The organism is Mycobacterium senriense (assembly GCF_019668465.1).
Taxonomy (GTDB): Bacteria; Actinomycetota; Actinomycetes; order Mycobacteriales; family Mycobacteriaceae; genus Mycobacterium; species Mycobacterium senriense.
In genome coordinates this window covers 1463132-1481538 of record NZ_AP024828.1, presented here as the reverse complement: position 1 = coordinate 1481538, position 18407 = coordinate 1463132, and the positions used below count along the sequence as shown (strand labels likewise).

General features: G+C 67.8%; 21 protein-coding genes. 14 read left to right on the top strand and 7 right to left on the bottom strand.

What is annotated here, in order from left to right:
* The first annotated feature begins 118 nt into the window (after window positions 1–118).
* Window positions 119–997, top strand: a complete 879-nt coding sequence (locus MTY59_RS07075; protein ID WP_221045043.1) for a helix-turn-helix domain-containing protein — start codon at window positions 119–121, stop codon at window positions 995–997.
* An 18-nt stretch (window positions 998–1015) separates the two neighbouring features.
* Here MTY59_RS07075 and MTY59_RS07070 read toward each other — a convergent pair whose 3' ends face one another.
* Window positions 1016–1177 carry a hypothetical protein gene (locus tag MTY59_RS07070; RefSeq protein WP_221045042.1) on the bottom strand — a complete coding sequence of 54 codons (162 nt, stop codon included), beginning with the start codon at window positions 1175–1177 and terminating at the stop codon, window positions 1016–1018.
* Between the two features lie 13 nt (window positions 1178–1190).
* Here MTY59_RS07070 and MTY59_RS27635 point away from each other — a divergent pair, with 13 nt between their 5' ends.
* From MTY59_RS27635 to MTY59_RS07055, 3 genes are all read left to right on the top strand, one after another.
* The gene (locus MTY59_RS27635) at window positions 1191–2147 is read left to right on the top strand and encodes a LysR family transcriptional regulator (protein ID WP_221045041.1); all 957 of its coding nucleotides are present in this window, start codon (window positions 1191–1193) and stop codon (window positions 2145–2147) included.
* 109 nt (window positions 2148–2256) lie between these two features.
* Complete coding sequence (locus MTY59_RS07060; protein ID WP_221046300.1) at window positions 2257–3645, top strand: MmgE/PrpD family protein; 1389 nt, start codon at window positions 2257–2259, stop codon at window positions 3643–3645.
* 56 nt (window positions 3646–3701) lie between these two features.
* On the top strand, window positions 3702–4466 hold the full coding sequence (locus MTY59_RS07055; RefSeq protein ID WP_221045040.1) for a DUF2127 domain-containing protein: 765 nt from the start codon (window positions 3702–3704) through the stop codon (window positions 4464–4466).
* Between the two features lie 22 nt (window positions 4467–4488).
* Here the strand turns inward: MTY59_RS07055 and MTY59_RS07050 are convergent, their stop codons facing one another.
* Window positions 4489–5103, bottom strand: a complete 615-nt coding sequence (locus MTY59_RS07050) for a PaaI family thioesterase (RefSeq protein WP_221045039.1) — start codon at window positions 5101–5103, stop codon at window positions 4489–4491.
* 91 nt (window positions 5104–5194) lie between these two features.
* Here MTY59_RS07050 and MTY59_RS07045 point away from each other — a divergent pair, with 91 nt between their 5' ends.
* The 3 genes from MTY59_RS07045 to MTY59_RS07035 all read left to right on the top strand — a co-directional run bounded on the left by MTY59_RS07045 (window position 5195) and on the right by MTY59_RS07035 (window position 6999).
* On the top strand, window positions 5195–6040 hold the full coding sequence (locus tag MTY59_RS07045; protein WP_221045038.1) for an SDR family oxidoreductase: 846 nt from the start codon (window positions 5195–5197) through the stop codon (window positions 6038–6040).
* Between the two features lie 154 nt (window positions 6041–6194).
* Window positions 6195–6359: a hypothetical protein gene (locus MTY59_RS07040; RefSeq protein ID WP_221045037.1), complete on the top strand. Its 165-nt coding sequence runs from the start codon at window positions 6195–6197 to the stop codon at window positions 6357–6359.
* Between the two features lie 28 nt (window positions 6360–6387).
* The gene (locus tag MTY59_RS07035) at window positions 6388–6999 is read left to right on the top strand and encodes a class I SAM-dependent methyltransferase (RefSeq protein WP_221045036.1); all 612 of its coding nucleotides are present in this window, start codon (window positions 6388–6390) and stop codon (window positions 6997–6999) included.
* On the opposite strand, the gene MTY59_RS07030 is transcribed toward MTY59_RS07035, so the two are convergent.
* Window positions 6934–7524: a CGNR zinc finger domain-containing protein gene (locus MTY59_RS07030; protein WP_221046299.1), complete on the bottom strand. Its 591-nt coding sequence runs from the start codon at window positions 7522–7524 to the stop codon at window positions 6934–6936. The two genes, MTY59_RS07035 and MTY59_RS07030, sit on opposite strands and share 66 nt — an antisense overlap.
* 148 nt (window positions 7525–7672) lie before the next feature.
* On the opposite strand from MTY59_RS07030, the gene MTY59_RS07025 reads away from it, so the two are divergent.
* Entirely contained in the window at window positions 7673–8368 is a 696-nt protein-coding gene (locus tag MTY59_RS07025) for an SDR family oxidoreductase (RefSeq protein ID WP_221045035.1), read from the top strand.
* Between the two features lie 239 nt (window positions 8369–8607).
* Window positions 8608–9066 (top strand): SRPBCC family protein, encoded by a 459-nt coding sequence (locus MTY59_RS07020; RefSeq protein ID WP_221045034.1) that lies wholly within the window; start codon window positions 8608–8610, stop codon window positions 9064–9066.
* A gap of 22 nt (window positions 9067–9088) precedes the next feature.
* Here MTY59_RS07020 and MTY59_RS07015 read toward each other — a convergent pair whose 3' ends face one another.
* From MTY59_RS07015 to MTY59_RS07005, 3 genes are all read right to left on the bottom strand, one after another.
* Window positions 9089–9835, bottom strand: a complete 747-nt coding sequence (locus MTY59_RS07015) for a methyltransferase domain-containing protein (RefSeq protein ID WP_221045033.1) — start codon at window positions 9833–9835, stop codon at window positions 9089–9091.
* Between the two features lie 138 nt (window positions 9836–9973).
* Window positions 9974–11350, bottom strand: coding sequence for an adenylate/guanylate cyclase domain-containing protein (locus MTY59_RS07010; protein WP_221045032.1), 1377 nt, complete (start codon window positions 11348–11350; stop codon window positions 9974–9976).
* Window positions 11351–11359: 9 nt separating this feature from the next.
* Window positions 11360–11989: a TetR/AcrR family transcriptional regulator gene (locus MTY59_RS07005; RefSeq protein ID WP_221045031.1), complete on the bottom strand. Its 630-nt coding sequence runs from the start codon at window positions 11987–11989 to the stop codon at window positions 11360–11362.
* Between the two features lie 186 nt (window positions 11990–12175).
* Between MTY59_RS07005 and MTY59_RS07000 the strand changes: the two genes are divergently transcribed.
* From MTY59_RS07000 to MTY59_RS06980, 5 genes are all read left to right on the top strand, one after another.
* Window positions 12176–13138, top strand: a complete 963-nt coding sequence (locus MTY59_RS07000) for an oxygenase MpaB family protein (RefSeq protein WP_221045030.1) — start codon at window positions 12176–12178, stop codon at window positions 13136–13138.
* Window positions 13139–13288: 150 nt separating this feature from the next.
* Window positions 13289–14053, top strand: a complete 765-nt coding sequence (locus MTY59_RS06995) for an SDR family oxidoreductase (protein WP_221045029.1) — start codon at window positions 13289–13291, stop codon at window positions 14051–14053.
* A 29-nt stretch (window positions 14054–14082) separates the two neighbouring features.
* Complete coding sequence (locus tag MTY59_RS06990; RefSeq protein ID WP_221045028.1) at window positions 14083–14931, top strand: SDR family oxidoreductase; 849 nt, start codon at window positions 14083–14085, stop codon at window positions 14929–14931.
* Window positions 14932–15049: 118 nt separating this feature from the next.
* Complete coding sequence (locus tag MTY59_RS06985) at window positions 15050–16153, top strand: class I adenylate-forming enzyme family protein (RefSeq protein ID WP_221045027.1); 1104 nt, start codon at window positions 15050–15052, stop codon at window positions 16151–16153.
* A 35-nt stretch (window positions 16154–16188) separates the two neighbouring features.
* Window positions 16189–17553, top strand: a complete 1365-nt coding sequence (locus tag MTY59_RS06980; protein ID WP_221046298.1) for an aldehyde dehydrogenase family protein — start codon at window positions 16189–16191, stop codon at window positions 17551–17553.
* A 21-nt stretch (window positions 17554–17574) separates the two neighbouring features.
* Here MTY59_RS06980 and MTY59_RS06975 read toward each other — a convergent pair whose 3' ends face one another.
* Window positions 17575–18318, bottom strand: a complete 744-nt coding sequence (locus tag MTY59_RS06975; protein WP_221045026.1) for a cutinase family protein — start codon at window positions 18316–18318, stop codon at window positions 17575–17577.
* Window positions 18319–18407: the final 89 nt, after the last annotated feature.

Here is an 18407-nt window from a genome sequence, read left to right as displayed (position 1 = left end):
CAACGCGGTAGCCTTCTCGAATAATCGATATAGGACCTCGAATTTTCGTACAACTGTAAAAACGCTGTTCCAGAGGAGTCAAGCAATTCGCGGATCGACGTCAGCGCCGACCGCCCGGGTGCTCGACGTTGTTGAGCTGCTGGCGCGGTCTCCAACCGCCCGGCTGCGCTTCTCCGACGTGGTGCGGGAGCTGGACCTCACCCAAGCAACCGCGCACGCGATTCTGAAGACCTTGTGTGACCGCGGGTGGGCCAGTCGAGATCCGGTCGCGAAAACGTTCGCCCTCGGTCCCGCGCTCGCCGTGGTGGCCGCCCGTACCGACACCGCCCGGCCCCTCGCGTACGCCGCGCGTTCCGCCGCGCTACGACTCTCCCGCGAAGTCGGTTACGCCTGTTCAGTGGTCGAGAAGTTCGGTGATTCATTGGTCGTCACCGCCTTTGAGGGAGAACCCGCCACGCAGCCATCGGGAATACCGGGCGATCGCATTCCGTACGCGCCGCCGTTCGGCGTCGCGATGGCGGCGTGGGACACCGAGGACGAACAACTCGCGTGGATCCGGCGTGGCGCGGGCGGGAGTCCCGACCGCACGCAGCGCCTGCAGCAGGTGTTGGCGCACACGCGGCAGCGGGGATTCGACGTCGACTGGACGACGCCCGCGCTCGCGCAGGCCGTGCAGGCGGTCGGCACTTTGGACAGCAGCGAGATGCCGACTCCGGTGCGCCACATCATGGACCAGTTGCTGGTCGAGTTCACCACCATCGGGTTCCTTTCCGACGACAACCCGGGCCGCCGGAAGCAACCCGTGGTGACCATCGCCGCGCCGGTCTTCGACGACCGGGGACGCGTCGCCATGATGGTGGCCGTACATCCGCTGTGCGCGCTGAGCGCGCGACAGATCCGGGACATCGGAAAACACCTGACCGACGAGACGACCGCACTCAGCGGATCGCGACCGCAGCCGGGTGCGGTCGAGCGGATCAACGACCGCGGCGCCTGAGCGAACCCACGAACGGCGCTATGCGTCGTCGCGTCCGGGCACGCCGGCATCGAACGCATTGAGTGTCACGGCGACCATCGAGAAGCAGCCCACCAGAAACACGATCTCGGCAGCTCCGCCCTGGCCGAACCGGCGTACGGCGGCTCGATAGGTCGCGCTTCCTAGTGCAGGTGAGGACACCTAAGCTCGACACATGGAACTGCGGCAGCTGCGCTATTTCGTCGCAGTCGCAGATGAATTGCAGTTCGGTCGCGCCGCCCAACGCCTGCACATTTCGGGACCGGCGTTGTCGCAACAGATCATCGCGCTGGAGCGGGAAGTGGGCAGTGATTTGTTGGTGCGCGACCGGCGAAGCGTCCGGTTGAGCGCAGCCGGCCGTACGTTTCTTCCGGACGCGCGCCGGATCCTGTCACTGGCCGACGATGCCAAGCATCGGCTGCAACGAACGGCCGCACACAGTTCGCCGCTGCGGCTGGGTTACGTCAGCTGGTTACCCGATGACATCGGCAATCTGGTGGGATCCGGGGTGGCCCTGCGCCTCGACGAATGGGTGTTGCCCTCACACGTGCAAGCGGACCGGGTGGCCGAGGGTACCCTCGACTTCGCCTTGGCGTGGATCACCGGTGGGCATGTCAAGCAGCGGGAGTTGACCGCCCACCTGTTACGCGCCGAACCGTTGCGCGCGGTCATTCCAGGAGCTACCTCTTCGGACCCGGTTGGCGCACAGCATGTCAGCGTGCTCGTCGATGACGACGAGTCGGCATGGTCGTCGTGGAACCGGTTCGCCAAAGAGTTTGCCGCCGACACCGGCGCACGTGTCATCGAAATCAACGACGGCGGCATCACCGGTGACGCGTTCTACTCGCACGTACGCAAGATCGGAACTGCCGTGCTCGCGTCACCGAAGCGCCACACCGCGGCACTCCCACCCCGGCTGGGACTGCGTCCCGTCGCCGACCCGATACCGCTGTGGACGTGGTCGCTGCTACATCGTCAAGACGATGACCGGGCCGTTGTGCGCGGTGTCGCGAGCTCGCTGCTGACGGTTGCGCGCGGACGTCATTGGCTCACCCCTCCCACGCGGCGGTGGTGGACTCCGTCCGACGATCCTCACCGTGGAGTCCTCGATCCCGGTGCCGGCGTGCGGTGAGAACTTCTTCCAACTACTCATAAGAGATTGATCCTGGACGGTGCCTCATCGCTGGGTTTCAGTAGCGGTAGCAGCTAGGAGGCGAAAAGTGGTGGCACATAACTACGTTGTGGACGAGCTGGCCGAATTCGTCGTCGGCGCGCGGCAGGCGGATCTGACCGGGCCGCCGCGCGCGCTGTTGAAACGCAACGTGCTCGACAGCCTTGCGTGCGCCGTCGGTTCCCTGGACGGGGAACTCATCCCGACGATCCGTGACCACACCGCCCAGTTCGGTGGAGCCCCCACGGCCACCCTGGTCGGCGGTGGGCGGGCGTCGGTGGACCAGGCCGCGTTCTTCAACGCGGTGCTGGTGCGCTATCCCGATCTGCTCGACACCTATCTGACCGTGGGCGGGCTCTGCCATCCCGCCGACAACGTCGGTGCCATGCTGGCCGTGGCCGAGCACACCGGGGCCAGCGGGGCCGACTTCCTGCTGGCGCTCGCGGTCGCCTACGAGATCCAATGCCGTTTCAGCGCACAGGTTCCCGTGATGGCGCGCGGGCTCAACCACGCGCTGCAGCTGTCGATGTCCGTTGCGGCGGGCAGCGCGAAGCTGCTGGGGCTGAGCGCCGAACAGACCGCCAACGCCATCGCCGCCGCGGCGGCCGACAACGTGTCGCTGGCCACGGTCCATGCCGAACCGGTGTCGAACTGGAAGGGCATCTCGCCGGCGATCACCGGCATGCGCGCCGTGTACACGACGATGCTGGCCGCGCGCGGCATCACCGGGCCCAAGTCGCTGTTCGAGGGCCCACACGGGTTGGTGCAGCTGTTCGATCAGCCCATCGATCTGCACGCCGGCGACCGGAGCCTGCGCTGCGTCGAGCAGACCTACCTGAAGCAGTACTGCTCTCTCATCCACGGCCAGGTGGTGATCGACGCGGTGCTGACCGTTCGGGCCGAGAACGGCTTGCGCGGTGCGGATGTCGCGCGGGTGGTCCTCGAGGTCTTCCAGGGGGCGTACGACTTCGCCGGTGGGGGCGCGTACGGCGACAAAGAACATCCGATCACCAAGGAGCAGGCCGACTACAACCTCAAGTACCTCACCGCGGTCGCCCTCCTCGACGGCGGCGTCGGCCCCGAACAGCTTGAGAACGAACGTGTTCTGCGAAGCGACGTCCAGGATCTGTTGTCGCGCGTGGAGGTCAGGCCGGCCGACGATTTGACCGCCGACTATCCGCAACGCACGGCGGCGCGCGTGCGCGTGATCGCGAACGACGGGCGAAAGTTCAGCCGCGAGCAGTCGGATTACGAGGGATCACCCACCCGTCCGATGTCCTGGGAACGCGTCGTGGACAAGTTCGGCTGGCTTGCCGAACCCTTCTGCGACGAGCCGCTGCGTGACGACATCGTCGCCGCGGTGGCCCGGCTCGATGACATCGGAGTCGCCGAGCTCACCGGACTCCTCGGGTCGGTGCTTCCCACCGCCCGGTGCCCGCGCAGCGAGCCGCGCTTCTGACGCACATCGTGCGCGCCCCCTTGCGTGGCCGACCGCCCGCCATGAATGATCCGGCCATGGGGAAAGAACGCCGCCACAACCGGTGGGAGCTGGTCACCTGCGCCGTTGCCGGCCACGTCACGTATGCACCCGACGACCAGTCCCTCGCCGACCGGCTGAGCGGTAAAACCGGGCTGGGCGAAGTGTGGCGCTGCCTGCGGTGCGGCGAATTCACCGTCGGCGAGCCCCACGGACGCGGCCGCGCCGAGGACGCGCCGATGATCATGCGGGGCAAGGCGTTACGTCAGGCCATCATCATCCGCATCCTCGCGGTGGAACGCTTGTTCCGGGCGGTGGTGATCGCGCTGGCGGCCTACGCGGTATGGAAGTTCCGCGGGGCGCGCGGCGCGATCCAGGCCACCCTCGATCGCGACCTGCCGATCTTTCGCACCGCCGGCTTCAAGGTCGACCAGATGACCATCGTGCACGAACTGGAGAAGGCGCTGGCCGCCAAGCCGTCCACCCTGGCCCTGCTCACCCTGATGCTGGCCGGCTATGCCCTGATCGAGGTCGTCGAAGGGGTCGGCCTGTGGCTGCTGAAGCGCTGGGGCGAGTATTTCGCGGTGATCGCCACCTCGGTCTTCTTGCCGCTCGAGATCCACGACCTGGCCAAGGGCATCACGATGACCCGGGTGGTGACCTTCACCATCAACGTCGCCGCGGTGATCTACCTGCTGTTCTCGAAACGACTGTTCGGGCTGCGCGGTGGGCGCAAGGCCTACGACGAGGAACGACGCGGCGAGCAGCTGCTCGACGTCGAGAAGGCCGCGGCGGGCAGCTGACCGGCCCGCCGGGCGCCGGGGCTCATGCCCGCGTGTCCTTGGGCTGGATGAAGACGCCCTCGGCTTCCACGGTGACGCCGTCCTCGTCGGCCAGGTGGCCGACGGCGAAGATCTTGACCCCGTCGACGCGCTCGACGCGAGCCTCCGCCCGCAGTCGCCGCCCCAGCGCCGTGGGACGCCGGTACCGCAGGGTCAGGGTGCCGGTGTACGCGGGCTTGTCGGGTCGATGCGCCGTCGCGCCGAGCACATGATCGAGCACCAGGGCGCACACCCCGCCGTGAACGGTGCCCGGCGGGCCTTCGTAGGCGGCGCCCAGCACGAACTCCGACCACACCGGGCCGTCGGGATCGTGATGGATGACCAGCGGCGGCGCCACCGGGTTCCGCAGACCCACCACGGCGTTGCCCCACGCAATGGTCTGGCCGTCGGGTGTGCGGTGCACGCCGAACGGTCCGGGCAGCAGGTCATCGCTCAATTCGTCTGCCGCACTGTCGATTCTGGTTATCGCCGCCGCCACGGCCGTCGGCCCGGCTTCGGTGCGGATGCTGATGTCGAGGAGTCGGCGGACCGATTCGGCCAGCGGCGCGTAAACCGACTCGAGCTGGCTGAAATCGATGCAGGGCGTCTGGTCATGCATCCTGGCAACTTAACAGTGCGACCACTGGCTGGGCCGTGCCCGTCTCAGCGGCCCGTCGCCCGGGCATACTGCCGTGAGAACGGAGGAGTCAATGGGGACCTATGCCATTACCGGGTCGGCTTCCGGGATGGGCCGCGAGACCGCCCGGCGGCTTCGGGACAACGGGCACAGCATCATCGGCGTCGACATCAAGGACGCCGACGTGGTCACCGACCTGTCGACGCCCGACGGGCGCAATGCGGCGGCCGAGCGCGTCCTGGAGCTCTCGGGCAACAGGCTCGACGGTGCCGTGCTGGCGGCCGGCCTGGGGCCCAGTCCCGGTCGCGACCGCATCCGCCGGATCGCTGCGGTCAACTACTTCGGGGTCGTCGAACTGCTTGCCGCCTGGCGTGCCGCGCTGGCCGCCGCCGAACGCGCGAAAGTCGTTGTCGTCGGCAGCAATTCGACGACCACCATACCTGCGGTGCCGCGTCGTGCGGTCAGAGCGTTGCTTGCCCACGACGCCGACAAGGCGGTGCGAACGGTGCGGCTGTTGGGTCCGGCCGCGCCGACGATGATGTACGGGGCGTCCAAGATCGCGGTCAGCCGGTGGGTGCGGCGACACGCGGTGCGTCCGGAGTGGGCCGGGTCGGGCGTGCGCCTGAACGCGCTGTCTCCCGGCGCGATCATGACACCACTTCTGCAGGAGCAGTTGTCGGACCCGAGGCAGGCTAAGGCCGTCCGGTCGTTCCCTGTCCCTGTAGGCGGCTTCGGAGACGCGGGACACATGGCGGACTGGATGTGCTTCATGCTGTCGGACGCCGCCGATTTTCTCTGCGGCAGTGTAGTATTCGTAGACGGCGGTACCGACGCGTATTTCCGCCCCGACGACTGGCCGAAGGCGGTACCGGCACACCGATTACCGGGTTATCTGCGCCGGTTCAAGGGTTTTCACTGAACGCACTGTTGCGTGCCCATCGTTGCGTCACGAATGTGCCGTAGGCCACAAACCGGCTTTTCGTGACGTTTACCCCGGCGCGGCGCCGCCGTAAAACGGCTGCAGTGCAATTGACTGAATCGGCGCACATGCCGAAAGAACAGAGGAATACATCGTGGCAACACTTCCGGCCTGGGTCAGCCAGGCTCCCGCCACTTTCGACGTGGTCGCGCCGCTGAAGGCGCGCGCCTTCGATGTAGTGCAGGCGGTGCTCAGAAGCGGGCGGCGCCCGGTGGACCCGGTCCCGCGCCTGATGCCCAAAGGCATCGAACGCTGCTGACGGCCCGGTCGGGCAGACTGGGTCGACGGTGGATGACTACGCGAAGCACGACGACTACTGGAACCACAACACCGCCTATCACCCCTGGCTGGTCGGCATCGCCTCCCAACACCGGGGCGACGTCCTGGACGTCGGATGCGGCGAGGGGTTGCTGGCCGCGCGGCTAGCTGCGGTGTCATGCAGCGTCGTGGGGATCGACGCCGACCCGACATCGGTGCGGCGTGCCTCGCAGCGACTGCAGGCGCTCGGTAACGCCTCGGCGGAACTGCGGCGCTTCGAGGATCTCGAGCGGGGCGAGCGTTCGTTCGATGTCATCACCTTCGTCGCCAGCCTGCACCGTCTGCCGCTGCGCGACGCACTGTGGAAGGCACGCCAAATGCTGTGTCCAGCAGGGGAATTGGCGGTGGTCGGACTGTCCGCCAACAAGAGCGTCGCCGACTGGGTGTGGGCCGGTCTGTGTTTACCGGCGGTGCGCGCCGGGTCGAGACTGCACCGGGAAACCCGCAACATCGGCGTGGCGGTCGCGGATCCCCGCGAAAGCCTGGCCGAAATCCGGCAGACAGCCAAAGACGTCCTACCGGGGGCCCGCATCCGACGGGGGCTCTACTACCGGTACCGCCTGCGCTGGCGAAACGCCTGACGCCGCCGCCCGATCGCGTTCGCGCCGCCGGGCCCGGGAGGCCCGCAGATTGACGGCGTTGCCGCACGTTTTGACGTCGTGCCAGACCCCGCTGTTGTTCTTCGAGCGGTCGTAGAACGCCGACCCGCACCGGTGATTCTGGCAGCGCTTGATCCGCCGCCAGGTGCCGGCGTGCTGGCTCAACAGGATCTCGCCCCACAACGCCGACGCCAGCCAGCGCCAGCCGCTGCCTGCGGGATCCAGCCGCACCTCACCGGACCCGGCCAGCGCGAAGCGTGCCGCAACGCCGCCGGGACCGCGCCCGCTGGGCGGCTCGCCGTCCACCAGCCGCTCGACGGCGGCACGCACGGCGCGAAGCCTGGCCAGGTCCGCCTCGCCCAGCTCCGGGGGCCGAAGGTCCGCGCCGCGCCCGGCCGACCACGCGCGCACCGCGGCGGCCGCCCAGTCGGCGGCGAGCTTCGGGTCGGCCAACAGGTCTGGGCCGTACCCGTCGATGGCCCTCGTGTTCAGGAAGTCCTGGACCAGGGCCAGGCTCCCGGGCGCCGCGGCGCACCCGTATCGCTGTGACGCAACCCACGGACAAGACATAGGCAAATATTAGTTGACTATGTCGGCGCGGTCAATTACCGTGACGCAAGCAAAGTAGTTTTGCCTACGTCAAAGGAGCGAGATCATGGTCAACGTCAAGGGGTCGACGGTGGTGGTCACCGGTGGGCAGCGCGGGCTCGGCAAGGCCATCGTGGCGGAGTTGTTGGACCGCGGCGCGGCCAAGGTCTACGCCACCGCCCGGGCGCCGCAGCCTAGCCCGGACCCACGCGTGGTCAGCATCGAATTGGAGGTCACCGACGCGGATTCGGTTGCCGCGCTGGCCGCCACGGCATCGGACGCCGACATCGTCATCAACAACGCCGGTGTTCTCGGCGCCCGGAGCCTGCTCACCAGCGACATCGACGAGGTCCGGGCGGTCTTTGAGACGAACTACTTCGGCGCGCTGCGCGTCGCCAAGGCGTTCGCCCCGATCCTGGCCGACAACGGCGGTGGCGCACTGGTCGACATCGCCTCGATCCTGTCGTGGATGCCGGGATCCGGCGGGTATGGCGACTCCAAGGCCGCCCTGTGGTCGACGACGAATTCGCTGCGACTCGAGCTCGAGAAGCAGGGCACCCTGGTGGTCGCCGCGCACCTCAGCTTCACCGACACCGAGATGACCACAGGCTTTGACGCACCGAAGAACGACCCGCGCCACGTGGCGCGCGCGATCGTGGACGGCATCGAGGCGGATGACACCGAGGTGCTGGCCGATGACGACACCCGCTACGTCAAGGCGGCGCTGTCCGGACCGATCGAGGCGCTGCCCCGGATGGGGTGAACGGCTTGAAGGTCTGTCCGAAGGCAGAACCCCGTGGTGACGGTGGGTCAAGCAGGCCCTTGCGGTGGCTCACTTGGTCGGAGCCCGGACTAGGCTCTCTGCACTTCGGACAGACCACCGGGTCGTCCCGGCACGACCACCGTCGCACGCGCGCGCCGGCGCGGCGATGGCCAAAGGTCCTCAACGCCCGGCCCAAAGTCACCAGCGCATCGACCGGCCCGGCGTGTTTGGATAGCACCATGTCCGATACGGAACTCGATCGCGTCGTCAGCGCCACCCGCGTGATGTCGGCCAACGCCGCGCGGATCTTCGAACTGATCGCCGACCCGTCGCGCCAGCCGAGCTGGGACGGCAACAACAACCTGGCGTCGGCCGCCGCCGGCCAGCGCGTTCATCGGGTCGGCGATATCTTCAAGACCACATTGACCAACGGTGCGGTGCGGGAGAATCACGTCACCGAGTTCGTCGAGGGCAGCAAGATCGCTTGGCGCCCAGCAGAACCCAACAAGCAGCCGCCGGGCCACCTGTGGCGCTGGGAGCTCAGCCCGGTCAACGCCGAGCTGACCACGGTGACCCACACCTACGACTGGACGGAGCTGGCCGACGCCACCCGCCTCGAGCGGGCCCGTGCGACGACGGCCGACATGTTGCGCGAGTCGATGGACCGGCTCGCTCTGGTCGCGCAGTCGCCGGACTGAGGGCCGGGCGCCCGGCCGGCGGTCAGCCTTTCTTGGCGCGCACCCACTGGAACGTGCCCAAGTTCTTCACTCGCACGCTGGCAAAACCGTTGTCCTCCAAGACATCGCCGATTTCGTCGTCACCGAACGCGTGTGCCCCGACATTCGGCAGCAACTGCCAATACCGGGCCAGCCGCCCGGCGGTCGGGACCATGACGGCGAGCCTGCCGCCGGGCCGCAACACGCGAGCGATCTCGGCGAGGGCCGCCGCCGGATCCGGCACCAATTGCAGTACCGCGGTCGACACCGCGACGTCAATAGTGCCGTCGCGCAGCGGAAGCCGTTGCGCGTCGGCCTTGATGAAGCCGACCTGCGGCCCGGCCTCATTGCGCACGGCGCGGGCAAGCATCGGCTCGGAGATATCGACCCCGAGGCCCAGCCCCTCCGGGCCGGCGGCACGTGCCAGCGACGCGGTGACGTTGCCCGGACCCGAGCCGACATCCAGCGCGATGCCGCCTCGCGGAACGTCCAACCACTCCAGCGGCAGTTGCCACGCACTGATCCAGCGCCGGGAAAGCGCCTGGGCGTTGTCGTAGAGCATCGACCCGAGCGGTGACGCCCACGCCGCCTGGATCGGCCCGGTGTTCTTCTCGACGGCGTCGTCGTGGGCCGCGCCGGTGCCGAGCAGATCGAGATAACCCCGGCTCACGTCGGGATCGGCCGGTGGGTCGATGAGCAGGTCCAGCGCTCGCCGGAGCGCGGGAGGCAGCGAGATGTGCACGTCGGTCATGCGTACTCCTTCGATCAAATGCCAAGCCAGACGCCAGAAATCGAATGGAAAGCCGCGAAGCCTCGGCTCCGGTAAGTCCCCGCCCGCAGCCTACGCCGAGGCCCCCGACGCTTCGACCGCTGCGAATTGGCCGCCTGGTTACCGGCGGACGACGGCGTGCTCGCGGACCAGGGCGTACAACCGCCAGTAACCGGGCACGCCCTTGAGCGCGGTCTCGCCGCGGTCACCGAACCTGTGCCGCGAGCCGGTGACGATGTCACGCAGCGTGGACGACACCAGTACCTCGCTGGGCCCGGCGAGTGCCGCCACCCGCGCGCCGATGTGTACGGCCATGCCCGCGACGTCCGCGCCGCGCACCTCGACTTCGCCCGCATGAATGCCTACCCGCACCTCGATGCCCAGCACGTGAACGTCGTCCACGATGGCGTCGGCGCAGGCGATCGCCGCGCTCGGGCTGCTGAACGTTGCGACGAATCCGTCGCCGGCCGTGTTGACTTCGCGGCCGCCGAAGCGCTGCAGTTCGTGGCGCACGATCCTGTCGTGGTTGTCCAGCAGGTCGCGCCAGCGGTGGTCACCCAGCGCCGCGGCGCGCTCGGTGGAGCCGACGATGTCGGTGAACACGATCGTGGTGAGCAGGCGCTCGGCGTCGGTGCCGCCACGCACCCCGGTGATGAACTCTTCGATCTCGTCGAGCATGGGCGCGGTGTCGCCGACCCAGTACAGGGCGTCCTCGCCGGGCAGTTCGACGAGGTGCGATCCGGCGATGTGCTCGGCGAGGTAGTGCGCGTGCTCGACGGGGCTGAAGCCGGGGTTGTCGCGATGCAGGATCAGCGTCGGCACCGCAACGCGAGGCAGCCGGTCTCGGACATCGCCCTCCCTGACCTTGTTGATGAACGCACGGGCCATGCTGGGTGACGCGGCCCGGTTGCCGGCCATGTCCCACCACGAGCGGAATGCGGCGTCATCCGCCACGGAAGGCGCGATGATGCCGAGCATGTCGAAACCCTGCTCGACGGCGTCCGGCTCCATGCCGATCGACGTAAAACGATCGGCGGCGTCGAGCTCAGCGCCGATGGGGTAGTCGGGACCCCGCAGCGTGCGCGCCGCGCCGTTGGCGATGACAAGGCTGTTCACTCGATCGGAGTGGTCGGTGGCCAGAACCACCCCGGCCAGCGTGGTGAAACCCGGGGCGAAGACAGTGGCTCGCTCGCAACCGACCGCGTTCATGACCGCGAGCGCATCCTGTGCCCACGATTCCGGGCCGAGCATGTCCAGCGAGGGAACCCGCGACGACAGGCCGATCCCGCGCTGATCGAAGCGGATCACCCGGCAGAACGACGCGAGCCGGCGATGGAAGCGGTACATCGAGGGCTCGAGGTCGACGCAGTCGATCGGGATCAGCGGGCCCGGCAGCATGAGCAGGTCCATCGGCCCATCGCCGAAGACCTGATAGGCGATGTCGATCTCGCCGCAACTGGCATACCGGGTCCGCGGAGCCGCAGAACTCCCAGCCACGGCTCAAGGCTAGTGCAGCGGGCCGACAATTCGAGGCCCGTTACCGGGCCTGCCGATGATCGGAACCAGATAGCGCGCGGCGTACTCGCGCACCGCGGCCGGGTCGGAGGTGTCGAGCCGGTCGGTGGGAAAGACGATGATGCCGAGGGCGACGCGCAGCAGGATGTCGGCGATGTTGTCCAGGTCGGGCTCAGCCAGGTCGGCGCCGCACCGCCGCAGGGTATGGGCGATGCCGTCGGCGAACTGGCGAATCGGGAAGGCCTGCGACCGGGAGAACATGCCGAACAGCTCGGGCTCGCTTTCGGCGATCCGCGAATACAGCGGCGAGTCCTGCACCAGGCGCACCCCGAGCGCGAACGCCTCGATCACCGCCTCTTGCTGGTCGCAGCCCGTCGTCGCCCGATCCAGGGTGCTGAAGAACAGTCCCGCCTCGCGCCGCACGACGTGGGCGAACAAGTTCTCCTTGGTTGGGAAGCGACGGTAGATGGTGCTGCGGCTGACGCCGGCCCGGGCGGCGACGTCGTCGATGTTGGCGCGGCGCACGCCGTAGGTCTCGAACACGCTGCGCGCGGTGTCCAAGATGGTGCGATCGAGGTCGGTGAGCGCATCGGCACTGGCAGAGCCCGGTTCGGACTGCATGATTGGCGGCATCGTATCAATCCTCGGCGGGGTCGCTGCCGACTTTTCGGGGGCTTGGGCCCCGCCCCGGGGTATGCAACGGAGGCGAGCGATTGCTAGGCTCTGGAACAAAGATACGGCTTTGTGTCATTGATTCGCAACGTTTGCCGGGAGGCAGGCTCCGCCCGGCGCGACCAGGAGGTGGGCATGACCGCCCAGCACGACGAGTGGACCGCGCCGAGCGCGGGTTCGCGGTTCGACACCGGCGTTCGCGAAGCGATCCCCATGCCCATCGACGACGACGACGTCGCCGACGCCGCACCGCGGCTGGGCCCGGATTCGTTGATCTGGAAGTTTTACGGGGACAACCGGACTCAGCTCTTCGGTTTCCAGCGCACCGCCGGGGTGGAGAACTGCATCGAACAGCTCGCCCAGGGCGTGCTGGACCATTCCGTCATCTTCAGCGACACGCTGGGCCGGGCCAAGCGGACCGCGCCGCCCCTGATGAACACCGTCTACTCCGACGAACCCCACGAGTGGGGCCGCAAGGTGCGCGACTTCCACAAGACGATCAAAGGCACCATCAGCGACGGCTCGAGGTATCACGCGTTGAATCCGGAGCTGTTCTACTGGGCGCACGCCAGCTTCGTCGACCAGGTCATCTACAACACCGACACGTTCATCCGCAGGCTGTCGCACGCGGAGAAGGAACAGGTCTTCAACGAGGGCAAGCTCTGGTACAGCCTGTACGGCGTCAGCGACCGCGCACAACCGCAGACCTACGACGACTTCCTGTCCTACTGGGACGAGATGCTCGACCGGTTCGTCCCGCACAAGACCGTGCTGTACGGCACCGGCTACATCCGCAAGGGCATCCCCGGTCCGCGCCGGATCCCTAGGCCGTTGTGGAAGATCCTGTCGGCGCCGCTGAACGCCTACACCCGGCTGGTCGTGGTCGGCACCCTGCCACCCCAGATGCGCGAGGTGTGCCAGCTGCAGTGGGACGCCAAGAAGGAGAAGCGTTTTCAGCGCATCGCCGCGGCCATCCGGGCGCTCAACCCGCTGCTCAACCGGCTGCCCGTCCGGGTGCTCTACACGAGCTGGGCCGCCGCGGCGTGGCAGCGCGCCGGCGTCGACCCGCGCCCGCTGCACAACCGGCCGGCCGCGTAACGGATCCTTCGGCGGCCGTGATTGTCGTGACACCGCGCGGGCGCATAGGGCATCGTGGTTAGCCGGCTCCGCATTGGGGCATTCCGCTCTGTCGGCCGAGTAGGCCGGTCGAGCTGGCCGATGACAGGGCGACCCCAAAGGAGAACCGCGATGCAGATGACCGGCAACACCGTTCTGGTCACCGGTGGCGGCAGCGGCATCGGCCGCGGCCTGGCCGAGTCTTTCCACCGTTTGGGTAACACGGTGATCATCGCCGCCCGGCGCAGCGACAAATTAAAGGCCGTCGCCGAGGCCAACCCGGGCATGCAAACCCTGTCGCTCGATCAGGGTGACGCCGCCGACATCCGGCGATTCGCCACCCGGGTGACCGACCATTACCCAGACCTCAACGTCGTCGTCAACAACGCCGGCATCCAGCGGGTCGAGGACCTGACCAGTGGCAATGTCGGTCTGGCCGAGCAGTCGGTCGCCATCAATCTGCTGGGCCCCCTCCGGCTGACCTCGGCGCTGCTGCCGGCGCTGCTGCGCAAGCCGCACGCCACGATCCTCAACGTCACGTCCGGTCTGGCCTTCATGCCCAGCGCGCTCACCCCGACCTACTGCGCCGCCAAGGCGGCGCTGCACTCCTACACCGAATCGCTGCGCTTCCAGCTGCGCGACACCTCCGTGCAGGTGATCGAGATCATCCCGCCGCACGTGCAGACCGCGCTGCAGGGCGAGCGGGGATTCGACCCCCGGGCGATGCCGCTGGAGGACTACATCACCGAGACGATGACGCTGCTGCAGACGCAGCCGGACGCCAAGGAGATTGTGGTGGAGCGCGCCAAGATGTTCCGGTATGCCGAGCGTGACGGCACCTATGACGACATCTATCCCCGTTTCAATCAGGCGATCACCGCCCTGCTCGGCAGTTAGGCCAGGAGCGGCTCGCGCGGGAGGACGCGATGCGAGTCTTGATGGTGGGCGCCACCGGGCGACATGCCCGCCTGGTGTTGCCCGAGCTGAAACGACGCGGCGCCGCGGTGCGGGCGTTGGTGCGCACTGAGGAACGGGCGCTGCTGGCCCGGCGCAACGGCGCCGACGAGACCGTCATCGGCGATCTCACCGCACCCGAGAGCCTCACCGACGCCATGGCCGGGATGGACGGCGTCTTCCACATCGGTCCCGCGCACTCGGCGACCGAAGCCCAGATGGGTCTGGCAATGGTCGACGCTGCCCGGGCCGCCGGCGTGCGAAAGTTCGTGTATTCCGGCGTCATTCACCCGTCGATCTCGGCGATGACCAACCATGCCGCGAAGCTGGCGGTCGAGGAGGCGCTGTACGGCTCGGAGTTGGACTTCACCGTGCTGCAGCCCGCCCGGTTCATGCAGAATTTCGAGCAGTCCTGGGGCGACATCGTTGAAAACAACCGGCTGGCGCAGCCGTACGCGCTGACCTCGAAGATGGCTTCGGTGGATTACCGCGACATCGCGGAGGTCGCCGCGATGGCGATGACGGACGCCGAACTCGGCTACGGCACCTTTGAATTGTGTGCGCCCGGAATGCAGGACACCCGCGAAACGGCCGCGATTCTCAGCGAGGTGCTCAGCCGGCCGATCGCCGCGGTGCAAATACCCCTGGACCAATACGCCGCCCGCCTACCAGAAGGCTCCTTCCGCGACGGCATGACCCGGATGATGGCCTACTACGACCGGCACGGTCTGCCCGGCGGCAATCCGCTGGTGTTGCGCGCAATCCTGGGCCGCGAGCCCCGGACGCTGCGGGGCTACTTTCGTGAGCTGGCATCGGGCTGAACACCGCGTGCACACCGATGAAACGTACTGTGAAATAAGACGATAAAGCGATACGAGGACACGGGTGGAGGGCCGGTGTCCTTGGCGTAGCGGCCCACGATGGGACAGGATCAAGGGCATGGGCGAAGTCGACTTCTCGTTGTTGGACGTCCCGCGCGCGGCACCGGTCGAGGATGCCGAAGCCTATCTGCGCGCCGCGATCGCCTGGCACTTCGGCGACGACACCGGGTCGCCGTTCTGGCTGCGGACCGCCGGCGCACTGGACTTCAACCCGTTGACCGACGTCAACACCTTTGCCGATCTGCGGTTGTTTCCCAACCTGGTCAACGAATTGCGCAGCGTCCCAGTGGAGGATCTCATTCCGCGCGGTTACCTCGCCCAGGGATCTGCGCCCCCGGTGCCCCAGATCTTCGAGTCCGGCGGCACCACCGGCGCCCCGAAACGCACTGCGCAGCTACCGGATTGGGTCGCGCAGGTCATCAAATGGCAGACCGAGGACTTCGCCACCGGTGGCTTCCGGCAGGGGCAGGGATTTCTCTGCCTGATGCCGAGCGGCCCACACGGCGTCGGCTACTTCTCCCGGCTGGTGTCGCAGCGGCTCGGCGCGGCCTTCCACGCGATCGACATCGATCCGCGCTGGGTCAAAAAGATCGCCGCCCGCGGCGCCGCCGCCGACGTGGCGGCCTACGTCGACCACGTCGTTGAGCAGGCCGTCTTCGTGTTACAGACACAGAACGTCGCCAACCTGCACGCCACCCCGCCGCTGCTGGAGGCCATGGTCCGCGACGATCGGGTGGTGGACCTGGTCAACGACAAGATCCGCTACCTGCTGCTCAGCGGCGCGCATGTGGATGCCGACACCCTCGACCTGCTGCGCGGCATCTTCCCCGCGACCACGATCACCATGGCGTTCGGCAGCACGATGGTGCTGTCGCAGGCGGTCACCCGAACCGTCGACGGCGACACATTCGTCTTCGACCCGCGCACCCCGTACGTGGTGTTCTGGGTGGTCGATCCCGACACCGGGGAACGGGTGCCGTACGGGCAGCAGGGCCAGGTGGTGATGAACCACGTCAGCAAGGGCATGTTCATCCCGAACAACCTGGAGCGCGACCTGGCGATCAGGATGCCGGGACCGGCGGGTGAACTCAGCGACTCGGTCAGCGAGGTGCGACCAGTGTCCACCTTTGAGGGCGAAGCCGTCATCGAAGGCGTGTACTGAGCGTGACCGGTGAAAACATCGGCGTCGCAACCGATTTGGTCGCGCTGGACGCGCTCGGCGCCGACGGTGAATACCGGACCCGCAACCGCCAGGTGATCACCACCACCGCGGGCGCCGCCGTCGCGGAGCTGAGCATGGTTCCGCCGCTCTACGTTTCGCGCACGCTGGGCGCGCAGCGCAAGGCCGCACCGCTGCCGCTCGCCCAGCGCGCGGCGGCGCTGTCCCGGGCCGCCGACATCTTCGGCAACGGCGTGATCGCGGGCCTGGATTTCGAGGCCTATGTCGGGCTGGCCGCCCGGATCTCGGGCATGCCGATCGCCATCACCCGCGCCGGGGCGCGCGGCGTGGCCGACGCGGTAGCCGGCGCTTTCGATGCGGTGCGGCCGGCTCAGCCGGTAGGGGCGACGCTGGACTGGCGCGACGAGCGCACCCGCGCGGGCGGCGCGTTGTGGGTGCGCCGGGGGGAGGTGTTCGCAGTGCACGCGGCCGGAAACGGCCCCGGCGTCCATGGGCTCTGGCCCCAGGCGCTGGCGCTGGGCTACCGGGTCGCGGTGCGCCCATCGCGGCGCGAACCGCTGACGGCGCATCGGCTGGTGTGCGCGCTGCGGGAGGCCGGGTTTCGCGCCGAGGACGCCGTCTATCTGCCCACCGACCATGCCGGAGCCGACGAAATCATCCGATCCGCCGACCTCGCCATGGTGTACGGCGGCCAGGACGTGGTCGACAAGTACGCCGGCGATCCGGCGGTGATCGTGAACGGGCCGGGGCGCACCAAGATCGTGATCACCGCCGACCGGGACTGGCGTGACTATCTGGACGTCATCGTCGGCTCGATCGCCAACCACGGCGGCATGGCGTGCGTCAACACCACCGCGGTGCTCTACGAGGGCGATCCCACCGATGTCGCCCGGGCGATCGCCGAGCGACTGGCGGCCATCGAGCCGCTGCCCACCGATGACGAGTCGGCGAACCTGCCGACCCAGCCCGTCGAGAAGGCGCGCGCCCTGGCAAAGTTCCTGGCGGCCAAGGCCGCCGGGTCAACCCCGCTGCTCGGCGCCGATCAGGTGGTCGCCGATCTCGGGAAAGGCTATGCCGCGCTGCGCCCCGCCGTCCATCTGCTGGCCGAACCCGACGTCGACACGCTCAACCTCGAGCTGCCGTTCCCGTGTGTGTGGGTGTCGCCCTGGACGCGCGAGGCCGGGGTGCGCCCGTTGCGGCATTCGCTCGTCGTCACCGCGATCACCGGCGACGAGACGCTGATCGACCATCTGGTCGCCGAGCCGACCATCGGCAATGTGTACTGCGGACAGCATCCGACGTGGTTGCACGCACCGCACATTCCGCACGACGGATTCCTGGCCGACGCCCTGATGCGCAACAAAGGCTTCATCAGGGAGTAGCCAGGAATCTCCGTCGGGCCGCTACTCTCCGAAGCTGCCGTGCGGCGACGCGACCGACTGTGCGCCGGGCCCGCCCGAACCCAGATGGCTGGAGGCGAAGGCGACTCCCTTGTCGATCATCGCGTTGTCGTCGGCGTAGGTGTCGTGCGCGGCGAAATTCATCCCGTCGGAGCAGACCGGGTCCTCGGTGGCGCACACCTTGACGGTCTTGTCTTGGTAGAGCGGGCCGATGACCACGGGCGGTTCGTTGAGGAAGTTCATCGCCCGCACGTTGGGCATGCCGAACAGCACGACCGAGGAGACGTGGCTGGCGACGTCGGGGGACAGCGGCTTTGGAACGGTGTTGGGGTCGATGCCGTCGGGCACCGAGGCCGAGGTGACAAACCCCATCACGGCCGCGCCCTGCGAGTAGCCGCCGAGCACCATTTTGGTGGTGGGGCAGTCGTGGGCCATCGAGTTGATGTGTGCGCCCGCGTCTCTGATCCCGTCGATGCCGGTATCCCATTGGTCGCTGGCGGGGTAGTTGACCGGATACACATCGAACGACCGTCCGCCGACGCGCTGGTGCAGCGCGTCGACGAAGGCTTGACCGGTGGGGCCGACGCCCGGCGCTTCACCGGTGCCGCGGGCGAATACCACTTGCACGTCCGGACACTGGGCCGAGGCGGAAGGGATAACGGACGTGGACAAGGCCGAGACGGCCATGCCCGACGCTGCGATAACTGCTGCTGAACCGAGGGAACGAACTAATTGACGCGCAATCATGCCGCCATTGTGCCCAGCCGACGCGTTCGCTAAACACAGGAAACACCGAAATTACTGTGTTCTCATAAAATAACCGCCGCTGATGCGGA